This is a genomic window from Streptomyces apricus (genome assembly GCF_008369065.1).
In the GTDB taxonomy this organism is placed as follows: Bacteria; Actinomycetota; Actinomycetes; order Streptomycetales; family Streptomycetaceae; genus Streptomyces; species Streptomyces apricus.
The window spans coordinates 1-12,856 of sequence record NZ_VDFC01000057.1 but is presented as its reverse complement, the minus strand read 5'-3'; the positions used below and the strand labels follow the sequence as shown (position 1 = coordinate 12,856).

At 74.0% G+C, this 12,856-nt stretch carries 11 protein-coding genes; 2 read left to right on the top strand and 9 right to left on the bottom strand.

Annotated features, from left to right (window positions below):
• Positions 1-8: 8 nt before the first annotated feature.
• The 9 genes from FGF04_RS31600 to epsC all read right to left on the bottom strand — a co-directional run bounded on the left by FGF04_RS31600 (position 9) and on the right by epsC (position 10,234).
• The gene (locus FGF04_RS31600; RefSeq protein WP_149514804.1) at positions 9-1,412 is read right to left on the bottom strand and encodes a dihydroorotase; all 1,404 of its coding nucleotides are present in this window, start codon (positions 1,410-1,412) and stop codon (positions 9-11) included.
• A 65-nt stretch (positions 1,413-1,477) separates the two neighbouring features.
• Positions 1,478-2,653, bottom strand: a complete 1,176-nt coding sequence (locus FGF04_RS31595; RefSeq protein WP_149514801.1) for an acyl-CoA dehydrogenase family protein — start codon at positions 2,651-2,653, stop codon at positions 1,478-1,480.
• Positions 2,632-3,666, bottom strand: coding sequence for a PrpF domain-containing protein (locus tag FGF04_RS31590; protein ID WP_149514800.1), 1,035 nt, complete (start codon positions 3,664-3,666; stop codon positions 2,632-2,634). Before FGF04_RS31590 ends, FGF04_RS31595 begins: the two co-directional genes overlap by 22 nt.
• Entirely contained in the window at positions 3,663-5,525 is a 1,863-nt protein-coding gene (asnB, locus tag FGF04_RS31585) for an asparagine synthase (glutamine-hydrolyzing) (RefSeq protein WP_149514799.1), read from the bottom strand. The genes FGF04_RS31590 and asnB overlap by 4 nt, the downstream gene beginning before the upstream one ends.
• 7 nt (positions 5,526-5,532) lie before the next feature.
• Positions 5,533-6,195, bottom strand: a complete 663-nt coding sequence (locus FGF04_RS31580) for a cupin domain-containing protein (RefSeq protein ID WP_235882600.1) — start codon at positions 6,193-6,195, stop codon at positions 5,533-5,535.
• A gap of 812 nt (positions 6,196-7,007) precedes the next feature.
• The gene (locus FGF04_RS31570) at positions 7,008-8,018 is read right to left on the bottom strand and encodes a DMT family transporter (protein WP_149514796.1); all 1,011 of its coding nucleotides are present in this window, start codon (positions 8,016-8,018) and stop codon (positions 7,008-7,010) included.
• A gap of 132 nt (positions 8,019-8,150) precedes the next feature.
• Entirely contained in the window at positions 8,151-8,618 is a 468-nt protein-coding gene (locus FGF04_RS31565) for a cupin domain-containing protein (RefSeq protein ID WP_235882599.1), read from the bottom strand.
• Entirely contained in the window at positions 8,615-9,592 is a 978-nt protein-coding gene (locus tag FGF04_RS31560; protein ID WP_149514795.1) for a PLP-dependent cysteine synthase family protein, read from the bottom strand. The genes FGF04_RS31565 and FGF04_RS31560 overlap by 4 nt, the downstream gene beginning before the upstream one ends.
• A 60-nt stretch (positions 9,593-9,652) precedes the next feature.
• The gene (epsC, locus tag FGF04_RS31555; protein WP_149514802.1) at positions 9,653-10,234 is read right to left on the bottom strand and encodes a serine O-acetyltransferase EpsC; all 582 of its coding nucleotides are present in this window, start codon (positions 10,232-10,234) and stop codon (positions 9,653-9,655) included.
• Between the two features lie 581 nt (positions 10,235-10,815).
• Between epsC and FGF04_RS31550 the strand changes: the two genes are divergently transcribed.
• Both FGF04_RS31550 and FGF04_RS31545 read left to right on the top strand, forming a co-directional pair.
• Entirely contained in the window at positions 10,816-12,009 is a 1,194-nt protein-coding gene (locus FGF04_RS31550) for an ATP-grasp domain-containing protein (RefSeq protein ID WP_149514794.1), read from the top strand.
• Between the two features lie 226 nt (positions 12,010-12,235).
• Complete coding sequence (locus FGF04_RS31545) at positions 12,236-12,853, top strand: hypothetical protein (RefSeq protein ID WP_149514793.1); 618 nt, start codon at positions 12,236-12,238, stop codon at positions 12,851-12,853.
• The last annotated feature ends 3 nt before the right edge of the window (positions 12,854-12,856 follow it).

Sequence of the window (12,856 nt, the reverse complement as noted above, 5' to 3'; positions counted from 1 at the left end):
GGTCGAGGTCATCGGGCCACCTCCAGCGACCGGCTCGAGCCCTGCAGCCAGCGGCCCTCGGGACGGCCGGTGAAGCCGTCCGCGTGGTCCCAGACGACGCGGCCCCCCTTGACCGTGGTCGTGAAGCGCCCGGTGAAGGTCCAGCCCTCGTACGCGGACCAGCCGCACAGCGCCTGCACGTCGCGGGAGGAGAACTGCCAGCGCTCGGCCGGGTCCAGCAGCGCCAGGTCGGCGTCCGCGCCCGGTGCGAGCCGCCCCTTGCCGTGCAGGTCGAAGAGCGCGGCGGGCCCCGCGCCCATCAGCCGGGCCAGGTGCGCGGCGGCCTCGTCCGGGCCGACGTCCCTGGTGCGCAGACCGGTCCAGACGGCCGTGGCCAGTTCCTGGACGCCGGGCAGCCCGGGCGGCGCGTCGGCCGGCGGACGGTTCTTCTCCTCCACCGTGTGCGGGGCGTGGTCGCTGCCCAGGGTGGCGACCTCCCCGCGCAACACCGCCTGCCACAGGCGCTTCTGGTCACGGGACTCGCGGATGGCCGGGGAGAGCCGGGTACGGGGGCCGCGCCGGGTGGTGTCGTCGTGGGTGAACGACAGGTGGTGGCCCGTCACCTCGTACGTCAGCGGCAGTCCCTCGGCGGCCGCCGCCGACAGCAGGTCGGCCTCCTCCGCCGACGACACGTGGAGGATGTGCGCGCTCGTGCCGAACTCGCGCACCAGCCGCACCACCTGGGCGACGGCGACGATGCCACCCGACCGCGGCCGGTGCGGCTCGTACCCGCCGTACGAGTCCGGGGTGCCCGCGCTCGCGTCGAGGAGGTCGAAGACGTGCTGGTCCTCGGCGTGCAGCACGAGCCGGACACCGCCGCGGGCGGCCGCGGCGAAGGCCCGCCGTAGCTGCTCGTGGTCCCGGAACACCACCGGTGCCGTGTGGTGGCCGGCCATGAAGACCTTCGCGGAGCTCGCTATCCGCGGATCGAGCTCGGCCAGCAGCTCGGGGCGGTCGGGGTCGGCGCCCATGTGGAAGCGGTAGTCGACCCGCGACGTGCCCTCGATCACCTCGGCCTTGGCGAGCATGCTCGGCTCGTCCAGGGACGGCGGGCGGGTGTTGGGCATGTCCATCACGGTCGTCACACCGCCGACGAGGGCGGCCCGGCTGCCGTGCTCCCAGTCCTCCTTGTACTCAAGACCGGGGGTGCGGAAGTGGACGTGGGAGTCGATGAGACCCGGCAGGACGTAGCGGCCGCGGGCGTCCAGCCGGGGGCCCGGGGGGACCGGCTCGCCCGGTGCGAGCAGGGCCGCCACCTTGCCGTCGCGGACGACGACCGTTCCGTCGCGGACGCCGTCGGGGGTGACGAGCCGGCCGCCGACGACGCTCAGTTCGGCGGGCTCGGACGGGTCGGCGGGAAGGCCGGCGGACAGGTCCGTGGGAAGGCCGGCGGACAGGCTGGAGGAGGGGCTGGAGGACAGGTCGGCGGACAGGGGATTCAACGGTTCCACGTCAGACTCACCAGTTCCTTGCAGAGGTCGTTGGTCGGTCCCATCAGGGCGACGGCGCGGGCGTCGCGTCCGTAGCGGTTGATCTCGTTCGAGGCGACGTAGCCCGCCGAGCCGAGCATCCGCTCGACGGCGTTGACGACGCGTTCGGCCGCCGAGCTGGCGACGAGCTTGGAGTGGAGCGTGGCGATGCCGGGGTCGGGGGCGGTGCGTCGTCCGGCCCGTTCGACGATCGCGCGGGCCGCCTCCACCTCGCCGGCGATGTCCACCAGCCGGTGGCGCACCGCCTGCTGGGCCAGCAGGCCGCGGCGCTCGGCGTGCCGGTGGGCCAGGTCGAGGGCGGCCTGGGCCAGCCCGACGGACACCGCGCCGAGCGTGGCACCGCTGTCCCGGACCCCGGCGATGATCGAGGCGGCCGTCCCGACCTCACCGAGCCGGGCGGTGTCGTGGACGTGGCAGTCGTGCACGGAGACGAAGCCGGTCGCCGAGCCGCGCATGCCGGTCAGCCGCAGCGAGGTGTCGGGCACCAGGCCCGGGGTGTCGGCCGGTATCAGGAAGAAGGTCTGGCCGGCGGCGCCGTAGCCGGTGTCCGGGGCGGCGTCCGGCGCGGGCTCCTCCGTCTGGGCCAGCACCAGGTAGATGTCGGCCAGACCGGCGCTGGTGGTGAAGGACTTGGCGCCGTTCAGGACCCAGCCGCCGTCGGGCGTACGGCGGGCGGTGGTGGAGAGCTGCTTCTTGTTCGCGCCGGCCCCCGTCTCGCTCCAGGCGGAGGCGGCCAGCCACTCGCCCCGGGCCAGCCGGGGCAGCAGCCTGCGGCGCAGGGCCGGGCTGCCGTGTTCCAGGATGCGCCGGCTGACCGCGTAGTGCTGGAAGAGCATGATCGCGGCGGAGGCGTTGACCTGCGCCACCTGCTCGACGGCCGTGTTGAGCCCTTCGGCGTCGGCGTCCGTGCCGCCGTACTCGTGGGGCAGCGCCAGACCGAGCAGGCCGCTCTCGCGCAGCACCGCCAGGGCCGGCCGGTCGGGTTCGCCGCTCTCGTCGGCGTCCTGGGCATGGGCGGCCAGCAACTTGCGTACGGGCGCGGTCAGTCCGGTGGCCGGCGGGGCGGGCGGCAGGTCGGTGAGCGCCGGCGCGGCGGGCACGGTCAGGCTGTCAGCGGAAGCCATGACAACTCCTCGGAGGCTGTGGCGGGCAGGAAGGGGCCGCGGTAGTCGACCTGCTTCTCCGCGACGGAGATCCAGGCCAGCCGGCGGTCGTGGGGGCCGCCCGTCGTACGGGCCGAGGCGCGGACCGTGGCGCCCGGCGTGCGCAGGGCGAGCATGCCGCTGTCCGACTGGTCCGCGACGCCGGACAGGAGGTAGGGGATCGTGCCCTCCACGGCGGCGCCCGCGGCGAGGCAGGTGGCCCCGGTGAGCGCCACCGTCGGGTGCCAGGACGGGACGGAGATGGCACGGACCGCGAGGGAGCCCACGCCGTCGGGGAGCAGCGCGGCCACCTTGGGGAAGGCGCCGGTGGTGTCCCAGCCCTGGGCCCGGCAGACCGCCAGGCGCAGTCGGGTCATCCGGTCGAACAGCACGAGGTCGTCGGCGAACAGGTCCTCGATCGTGTGGGCGCCCAGCTCGGCGGCGTGCACGAAGAGGTACGGGTTGCCCATGGACACCAGGGAGACGGGGATCGTGCTCCCCTCGAACCGGACGCCGGTGACGGGCTCACCGGTGATCAGGAGGTCGTTCACCGGTTTCGGCGGCGAGCAGAGGAAGTGCGCGGTGAAGCGGGTGCCCCCGTCCGAGGTCTCCTCCGCCTCGCACACCACGTTGTCCCCGTTGTTGAGGACGTTGACCCGGACCCGGCAGCCCGGCACCAGGGGCTGGATCATGCCGGTACGGGCTGCCGCCTCCACCGCGGCCAGGATCGAGTGGCCGCAGGAGCCACGCAGGTCGAAGCTGTCGAGGCTGTCCGGCATCGACTGGACGAACCGGTAGTCCAGGTCGAACAGGGGGTGCCGGGAGGGCCGGATGAGGGCGTTCTTCAGGACGTCGGCGGCACCGTGGTCGGCGAGGGCCGTCCGCAGTTCGGTGAGCTGGGCGAGCAGTTCGGGTTCCGATTCGGGCATGGTGCGCGCGTCCACGACGGCGGTCGGGCACGGGGTGCCGTGCGCCCGGGCGAGGCTGACGGTCATGCCGCCTCCTGGAGGACGCGGACCGGCGTGTGGAGGGTGAGCGGCGTGCTCGCCGCGCCGAAGAACTCCTGGCGCCACAGCTGGTGCGACATCAGGGACCACAGGGCGAGGGACGCGGAGTCGCTGGGACGCGCGGCCTGCTCGTCGAAGAGGGCGGCCACCCGCTCCGGGCGGAGCCGGCCGTCGGCGCGCAGCGTGTGGGGCGACAGGACGTCCCGGGCGAGGGACCACAACCGCTGGCCCGGCGCGAGCATCGCGGTGATGGGGAGGGTGAAGGGCTGCTTGGGCCGTTCCAGCACACTGCGCGGGATCAGCCCCTGCGCGGCCTGGTACAGGGCCCGCTTCACGCCCACGCCCGGTACGAGCCGCTGCTCGTCGGTGAGGGTGGCGGCGAAGCGCACCACCGACGGCTGGGTGAACGGCAGCCGCACCTCGACCGAGCTCGCCATCGACAGGTGGTCGACGCGCCGCAGGTGGTAGGCGGGCAGCCGGTAGCGCTGCTCCACCGCGCCGATGCGCTGCAGCCGGGTGCCGGGGCTGCTGTGCAGGATCCGCCGGATGCCGGGCGGCAGGGCCGGGCCCACCGCGTTGACGGCGAAGGCGTACTCGTCGGTGTAGAGGCTCTCGCGCAGGGCCCGCGGGACGGCGGCGAGGTGGTCGAGGTAGCCGTCGATCCAGTTCGAGCCGTGGTGCGCGGCGACCGCCTGGGTCATCCGGGAGTAGCCGCTGAACAGTTCGTCGGCCGCGTCGCCGGTGAGGGCGACCTTGAAGCCGGCGTCGCGCACCGCGCGGAAGAGGGAGAACGTCGACAGGGTGATCGGGTCGGCGTTCGGCTGCCCCAGGTGGCGCACCACGTCGGTCATGAGGTCGGGGAAGGTGGCCGGGTCGACCTCGACCTGGTGGTGGGTGGTGCCGGCGGCGCGGGCGACCTCGGCGGCATAGGCGCGCTCGTCGCTCGGCCAGGTGCCGGTATAGGCGATGTTGAAGGTGTGCAGGCTCCCGCTGCCGCCGCCCTCGCGAAGGGCCCGGGCGGCGAGCGCCGTGACCAGGCTGGAGTCGAGGCCGCCGGAGGTGACGGCCGCGACGGGGGCGTCCGCGATCAGGAGCCGCGACACCTCGTGGGACAGCAGGTCGCGCAGCTGGTCGCCGGCCTCGGTGAGGGTGCGGTCCTTGTCGGGGCGCAGACCCAGCTCGTGGCCCATGGTGCGCTGCCTGATCCGCAGCCCGTCCCGGTGGTTGAGGACGGCGGTGGTGGCCGGCGGCAGCACCTGGATGCCGCGGAACATGGTGCGGTCGCCGAACGGCGTCTTGGAGGTCAGGTAGGCGTCGAGCCCCGCCTCGTCCTCCTCCGCCCGCACCCCGGCGAAGCCGAGCAGCGCGGGCAGTTCGGAGGCGAAGTGGAAGCGGCCCGCGGTGCGGTCCCAGTGGTAGTAGAGCGGCTTCATGCCCGAGTCGTCGGTGGCCAGCACCATGCGCGGGGTCTGCCGCAGGTCCATGATCGCGACGGAGTACATGCCGTCCAGCTGCTCGGCGAACCGGTCCCCGTAGGTGAGGTACAGCGCGGGCAGGATGGAGCCGTCGCAGTGGTCGTCGAAGTGGAAGCCGAGGCCGGTCAGGCGCTCGCGCAGTTCGCGGTGGTTGTAGATCTCACCGTTGAAGACCACGGTGACCCGGCCGAGGTGGTAGGGCTGGGCGCCCCCCTCGGGGTCCATGATCGACAGTCGGTTGTTGCCGAGTGCCCAGTCGGGCCGGTGCGCGACGCCCTGGGCGTCGGGACCGCCGTGGTGCATCAGGTCGGCGACACGGCGCAGTTCGGCCTCGTCGGAGTGGACGTTGAAGGTTCCGTATATGCGGCACACGCTGGGTTCACCTGACCTGTGAGGAGTAGCCGGCGGCGGAGTAGAGCGCCGGGTCGTAGGGGCTGGGCCCGCCGCAGGTCACGAAGCGGCGGGCGGTGGGACCGGTGTGCGGGTTGCGGGCCCCGTGCAGGACACCGGGGGAGGCGTACAGGACGTCGCCCGCCTCCACGTCGATCCAGCGGTCGCGCAGGTACATCTGGCCGACGCCCTCGAAGGCTATGAACGCCTCGTCGCTGTCGGGGTGGAGGTGGACGTTGAAGGTCTCGCCCGGCTGCTGGATGCCGCAGTGCAGGCACAGGCGGCTGCTGCCGTTGCCGGGCCAGAAGACGAAGTTCATGGTCGCCCGGCGTTCCGCGGCGTCGACCTGTCCGGTCCCGCCGAAGCCGCGCAGCTGGGTGGTCTCGTCCCACAGGGAGGAGTGCAGGACCGGGTCGCTCCCGACGGGGGCGCCCGCCAGGGGGGTGCGCCACACGTAGGCGGTCATCCCCCTGCCGTCCGCGGTCAGGGTGAGGGCGCGGCCGGTGGGGGCGTAGGCGGCGGACCCGCGCTCCACGGGGGAGGTGAGGTCGCCGACGGCGGCCGTGCCGGTGCCCGAGAAGACCACGACGGTGTTCTCCTCGGCCGCGCTGTGCTCGGGGGTGTACGACTCGCCGGCGGCGATCCGGACCACGTGGAGGGTGACGTGGGTGGCTCCGGCGGCCGGGCTGACCGGGGTCGCGATCGTGGTGCGGGCGGTGGGGTCGGCCCCGGGGAGGGGGTGGAACTCGAATGCGGCCGCGGTGATGATGCGGGCGTCACCGAGGGGTCGGGCCTCGTGGGTCGGGTGCCGCCGCCGGACTGGGCCCCACCGGGCTGGGCCCCACCGGGCTGGGTGCCGCAGGGTCAGGCGCCATCTGGCCGGACCCTGCCGGGCCAGCCCCGCCGGGTCAGGTGCCGTCGGGTCGGCCCCCTTCGGTCGGGTGCCGCCGGGCCGGATCCCGTCGGGTCAGGTGCCGTCGGGCTGGGCCCCGCGGGTCGAGTGCCGCCGGGCCGGATCCCGTCGAGCTGGGTGCCGCCGGGTCGGGCCCCGCGGGTCGGGCGCCGTCGGGCTGGGCCCCACCGGGCCGGAACCCGCCGGGTCAGACCCCGTCGGTCCGGGCCCCGCTGGGCCGGACCCGCCAGGTAGGGCGCCGCCTGGTCAGACCCCGCCGGTCCGGGCCCCGCTGGTCCGGGGGCCCCACCGAGCTGGGCGCCGCCGGGCCGGGCCCCGCGTTTCCCACCCCGCGGGTCGGGCGCCGCGAGGCGGGGAACGCAGGGCGGACACGCGAGGCGGGGAACGCAGAGCGGGAGACGCGGAGCAGGTACGCCAACGCCGCACGGCGCGCCCCCGGAAGTGGGGCGCGCCGTGCGGCGAGTCGTCTCGGACGGGCTCGTGCGGAAGGTTCAGCGGGTCTGCGGACGGTCTGACGGGCTGTCGAAAGGGTCAGCAGGCCGTCGGACAGGTCAGCAGGCCTCCCGCGCGACCGCGCCCTGCGCCCGGTCGGACGCGGCCGGCGCGGGCGCGGGCGGTGCCGAGGCGGCGGCGGCCGGTGCCGCGGCCGACGCACCCGCCTCCCCGTCCGCGCCGCGCCGCGCAGGCAGCGGCAGCCGCCCCTCCGCCAGGGCGAGCGCCGCGATGACCACCGCGCCGCCCACCGGGACGTTCCAGGTGATGCTCTCGCCGAGGGCCACCGCGCCGACGGCCACGGAGAACACCGGGACCAGGTAGTTGACGCCGGAGGCCGTGGTCGGGCCGGCGTCCGCGATGAGCCGGTTCATCAGGACGAAGGCGATACCGGTGGAGGCGCCGCCCAGGACCAGGAGGGACAGCAGCGGACCGGCCGTCAGCTCGCCCGGCAGGTCCCAGCCGATGGAGAAGGTGGTGATCAGGCCGGTGATGACCATGGCGCAGGTGAGCTGCGCCGCGGTCACCGCGAGCGCCGGGATCTTGTACGGGGCGATGAAGCGGCGCAGGTAGACGAAGCTGACCGCGTAGCTGACCGCCGCGCCGACGCAGGCCAGCTGCCCGCCGATGGAGCCGAACCCGTGGGTCCGCCACGGCCCGACCACGACGATCAGTCCGACGAACCCGATCACGAGCCCGGTCACCTTGCGCGCCGTGGGCTTCTCCGTGCGGATGGCCACGGCGGCGAGGCCCAGGGTGACCAAGGGGGTGGCGCCCTGGATCACGCCGGCGATGGTCGCGGTGGTGTGCTGCTCCCCGACGGCGAAGAGGGTGAACGGCACGACGTTGCCGAACACCGAGGCGACGGCGATGTGCCCCCAGACCGCGCGCTGGGGGAAGGAGCCCTTGGTCACGGTGAGGATCAGCGCGACGACGAGGGCGCCCACGAGGAGCCGCCCGAAGGCGAGTTGGAGGGGCGCGAAGGCGTCCAGCGACACCTTGATGAAGGCGAAGCTGCACCCCCACAGGGCGGCGAGCAGGCCGAAACGGGCCCAGTTGACGGGATTCATCTGACGACTCCTGGAGTTTTCGAGCGGAACGGAAAGCGGGGGAGGGAACGGGAGGTGGAGGGAACAGGAGGTGGAGTGCGGGTGGCGGCGGTACCCGTACCGACGGCACGCGTACCGGTCGGGGCGTGCCGGTCAGGGCTCGTCGACCTCGAACTGGTCGTACTTCTCCATGAGCGCGACCATCTCGGCCCGGGACGGCGTGTTGCCGTCGGCCAGCAGCTCCGAGAGCCCCGTGAAGAAGGCTTCGCGGTTCTCCGCGGGCGTGAAGATGATCAGCATCTCCGCCGGTGCGTCACTGTCGTTGCGGAAGCCGTGCACGGCGTTCTCGGGCACGTGCATGAGGTCGCCGGCCTGGGCCTTGTGCCAGCCCGTGCCGTCGTGGACGGTGACCTCCCCGGAGATGATGTAGAACGACTCCGCGATCTTGGTGTGGTAGTGCGGCGCGGCACCGGCGGCGCCCGGCAGCATGTGGTGGTGGAAGATCCCGAGGCGGCCGTCGGTGGTCGCGGCGACCGCGAGGTACCGGGTGGTCGTCGTCTCCCCGATCCGCACCTTCACGGCGTCGCCGAACTTCTTCAGGCTCGCTACCAGCAGCGTCATGACGGGTCTTCCCACATGCTCAGGTACCGCTCGCCGGTGTCCGGCAGAACGGTGACGACGGTCTTGTCGCGGTACTCGGGCCGGGCGGCCACCAGGCGCGCGGCGTGCACGGCCGCACCGGAGGAGACACCGACGAACAGGCCCTGCCCGGCGGCGAGCCGGCGGGCGGTGCGCAGGGCGTCGCCGTCACCGACGGCGATCACCTCGTCGATCAGGGAGACGTCGGTGGTCGGGGCGACGAACCCGCCGTTGAGGCCGGGGATGCGGTGCCGTCCGGCCACCCCGCGGGACAGCAGCGGGGAACCCTCCGGCTCGACCGCGACGACGCGTACCGAGGGATCGTTCTCCCGCAGGTGGCGGGCGATGCCGGTGAGCGTCCCGCCGGTGCCGACCGCGACGACCAGGGTGTCGACGCGGCGCCCGGTGGAGGCCAGGGCGGCGGTGATCTCGGGACCGGTGGTGGCGTAGTGGGCCTCGACGTTGTCCGCGTTCTCGTGCTGGCAGGGGAACCAGGAACCGGGGGTGGCCGCGTGGATCTCCTCGGCCTTCTCGATCGCGCCCGGGTAGCCCAGCTCGGCGGGGGTCTGGACGACCTCGGCGCCCAGCGCCACCAGCAGGCGCACCCGCTCGGTCGTCGCGTTGTCGGGCAGCACGATGACGCAGCGGTACCCGCGGGCCGCGGCCAGCGCGGCGAGCGAGATGCCGGTGTTGCCGGAGGTCGCCTCGACGATCGTGCCGCCGGGAGCCAGGTCGCCCCGTGCTTCGGCGGCCTTCAGCATGTACAGGGCGGCCCGGTCCTTGCTGCTGGACATCGGGTTGGCCGCCTCCAGCTTGGCCAGTACCTCGGCGCCCTGCGCCAGGCCGTCGAGCCTGAGGCGGACCAGGGGGGTGGCGCCCACGAGGTCGTCTATGCCGTCGGCGACGGCCGGCCGGACCATGGGCGGTTGCAGGGAGTGCGGTGCGAGGGTGCTCATGGTGTGCTTCCTTGTCGGATCCGGTGCAACGGGAGGGGCGGACAGGAGTCGGGGGAGCGGTCACCAGGAGCCGGACGAGGCGATGCTCGCGATGACGTCCTCGGACGCGCGGCGCGGGGTGCGCCCGGTGGCGGTGGCGGCCAGCATCCGCGCGCCCGCGGGCACGTCCTTGTTGACCAGGGCCTGGGCGCCGATGACCGCCTCGTCGCCGACGGTCACCGGCCCCAGCACGGTGGCGTTGGTGCCGAGGATGACGCCGCGGCCCACCACCGGGTGCCGCCGGTCGCCCTCCGGCCGGTTGTTGTCGCTCCACCAGCCGACGGCGCCGAGCGTCACCTGGTGATAGATCGTCACGTCGTCGCCGACCGTGCAGGTCTCGCCGATGACCACCGCGGCCCCGTGGTCGATGAACACCCGGCGGCCCAGCACCGCTCCGGGGTGGATCTCCACGGCGGTCAGCCGCCGGGCCCAGCGGGCCAGCACCCGGGCCGTCATCCTGCGGCCCCTGGTGTGCAGACGGTGGGCGACCCGGTGCGTCCACAGCGCGGTCAGCGCGGGATGCAGCGCGGCCTCCAGACGACCGCGGACGGACGGGTCGCGCTCGACGACGACCCGCAGGTCCTCCCGCATCAGGCGCAGCAGGCCGGCACCCGTGGTGTCGGGCGGGGTGGCCGTCGGCACGGCCCGCGGGCCGGCGGCCTCGGCCCGCCGGAAGGGCAGGACGGAGGCGGGTTCCTTGTCGGGCTCCTTGTCGGTGGCGCTCATGGGGGCTCCAGTCGGTGAGGGGAGGCGGCCGTGGACGGGTCCGGGAGGAAACGCGGTGGGTCGTCTTCTTCCAGGGACCCTTGACGGCCGCCGCTGTGGTCGAGGTCCCTGGAAGAAGATGACCCACCGCGTTCCCGCTCCCTTCCCGGCCCGTTCCCCGCCCGGCGGCGCCGGAGAACCGCGCCGGGACCCGGACCGGGAACGCACGGGGAGGGATCCGGGAACGGCCGCGGGAACACTGCCGTCGAGCGCCGCTCCGCGGGGGGACGCTCCGCGTGGAAGTGCTTCACGCGGGGACGCGTGAGCGTGAGCGTGACCGGTACGGCCGGTCCGGCGCATTCGATGACAAGGAAGCATCCAGACATGTACGAACCATTGGTTGTCCGGGGCACGGGGGACACGGGCGAGCGCGACCGCCGCCGGATCCCGTCCTCCACCGAGGAGACGAGGAGCCAGCCATGAGCGCGAACGCCGGCCACGACCGGGAACACCACCCCCCGGACAGCCCTCCGCAGCGGCTGCTGCTGGTCTGTCCGTCGGTCCGACTCGTGCAGGAGGCCGTGTCGGCGGGTTTCGCCGTGCGCGTGCTCGCGGACGAGGAACTGCTGAGGGACGACGGGTTCCCGCCGGGAACGCCGGTGGACCTCGTCGACCTCACGGACGGGGCCGCCCTGTCCGCGGCGATCGAGGCGTCTGTCCGCGTCCACGGGACGCAGCGGCTGCTCGCGTGCGCGGGGACGGCGGACCTGCCCGCGGTCGCCGCGACCGCGGCCCGCTTCGGCCTGACCCCCAACCCGGTCGACGCGACCCGCCTGCTGAGCGAGCCCGCGGCCATGAGGGCCCTGCTCAACGGCAGCCGGCACTCCTACGTGGCCGCCGCCCGGGCCCGCACGGCCCAGGAACTGCCCGCCGCAGTCGAGGAGATCGGCGCCCCGGTCACCGTACGCACCCTGCCGTCCTGCGCGCAGCTCTCCGCTGCGCGCAGCGGGTCCGCAGGTGAGCCCTCCTATCTGGTGGAGCAGTACCTGGAGGGCCCGGAGTACGGCGTCGTGACCCTCACCGTCGACGGCATGCACCGGGTGATCGGGGTGGTGGCCCTGCACGGCGCCTGGCATCCGAGCAGCCACCTCTTCCCGGCCCCGCTGGAGGAACGGGACGAGGCGGAGGCGCGCGCCATCGCGACCGAGCTGCTCGACCTCGCCGGGTACGAGTTCGGTTACGCGTACACCGTGGTCGTGCTGACGGCCGACGGCCCGCGCGTGGTGCGTTCGCGGGCCGACTATCCGGACGAGCCCCTCGCCTCGCTGATCGAGCTCGCCACGGGCTTCAGCGCGGAGGCGGAGCTCGTCCAGGCACTGGCCGGCAAACCCACGGACGTACCGACGGCCGACCGGTACGCGGCCGTCGCGTCCTACCGCCTGCCGGTGGGACGGCTGTTGTCGGTGTCCGGGCTCGAGGCGGTGTCCGAGCTGCCCGGCGTCCACCGGGTGCACTTCCCGTACGCGTCCGGGGACGACATACCCGGCCACGGCGACGCCGCGGAGGGGTACGTGATGATCAGCGCGGACTCCACGCAGGGGGCCGCCGAGACGGTGGCCGCGGCCGGCCGCCTGCTGCGCGCGGAGGTGAGCCGGCGACCCGACCACCTCTGAGGTACGGCACACCGCTGTCCCCCACCGCCCGCACGGCCGCAGAAGGCCGTGCGGGCGGTCTGCTGTGGTCCCCCGCGGGGGTGCGACGGGCCGTGGGGAAGGGGTTCCCGGGTGCTTCCCCGTACCGCCCGGCGGGCCGGTATCGGAAGCGGAACGTGCTGGGAGCGCCTGACGCGACCTTTCTTTCTGTCAGCACCGCAGACCGCGACGACAGAAGGCGGACACCATGATCCTCAAGGGCTTCGGAACCTCGGCCGCGCACCTCACCTACGCGGCGATCACGCTGGCGCTCGCCGCCGGTGTCGCCGCCGGAACGGCTGCCGCGAGCCCCGCCTCGGACGAGGGCCCGAACGCCGTCCCCGGCATCTCCCGCGCCTGGGACGCCGCCGCGCACCGCGCCCCGGCCCTGACGCTCACCTCCGGCACCACGACCGCCGTCGTGAACGGCACGGAGGGAGACGAGGGTCCCAACGTCGTCACGACGGCCGCGGCCGAGGGCGACGAAGGCCCCAACGTCGTCCCCGCCGGCACAGAGGGCGATGAGGGCCCGAACGTCGTTGCGACCGGCACGCAGGGCGATGAGGGTCCCAACGTCGTGACCGCCGGCGCGCAGGGCGATGAGGGTCCGAACGTCGTCACGACGGCCGTGGTCGAAGGTGACGAGGGCCCGAACGTCGTCGCCGCCGGTGCCGAGGGCGACGAGGGTCCCAACGCGGTTGCCGTCGGCGCGCAGGGCGACGAGGGTCCTAACGTCGTCACCGCCGGTGCCGAAGGTGACGAAGGTCCGAACGTCGTCGTCGCCGGGACGCAGGGCGACGAAGGGCCCAACTTCCTCGCGGCCTGAGCG

What these genes read in the sequence shown, in the direction of transcription:
- FGF04_RS31595 (WP_149514801.1), bottom strand. Translation starts at nt 2,653, where the DNA reads ATGGCTTCCGCTGACAGCCTGACCGTGCCCGCCGCGCCGGCGCTCACC.
- FGF04_RS31590 (WP_149514800.1), bottom strand. Translation starts at nt 3,666, where the DNA reads ATGACCGTCAGCCTCGCCCGGGCGCACGGCACCCCGTGCCCGACCGCC.
- FGF04_RS31570 (WP_149514796.1), bottom strand. Translation starts at nt 8,018, where the DNA reads ATGAATCCCGTCAACTGGGCCCGTTTCGGCCTGCTCGCCGCCCTGTGG.
- FGF04_RS31565 (WP_235882599.1), bottom strand. Translation starts at nt 8,618, where the DNA reads ATGACGCTGCTGGTAGCGAGCCTGAAGAAGTTCGGCGACGCCGTGAAG.
- FGF04_RS31560 (WP_149514795.1), bottom strand. Translation starts at nt 9,592, where the DNA reads ATGAGCACCCTCGCACCGCACTCCCTGCAACCGCCCATGGTCCGGCCG.
- FGF04_RS31550 (WP_149514794.1), top strand. Translation starts at nt 10,816, where the DNA reads ATGAGCGCGAACGCCGGCCACGACCGGGAACACCACCCCCCGGACAGC.
- FGF04_RS31545 (WP_149514793.1), top strand. Translation starts at nt 12,236, where the DNA reads ATGATCCTCAAGGGCTTCGGAACCTCGGCCGCGCACCTCACCTACGCG.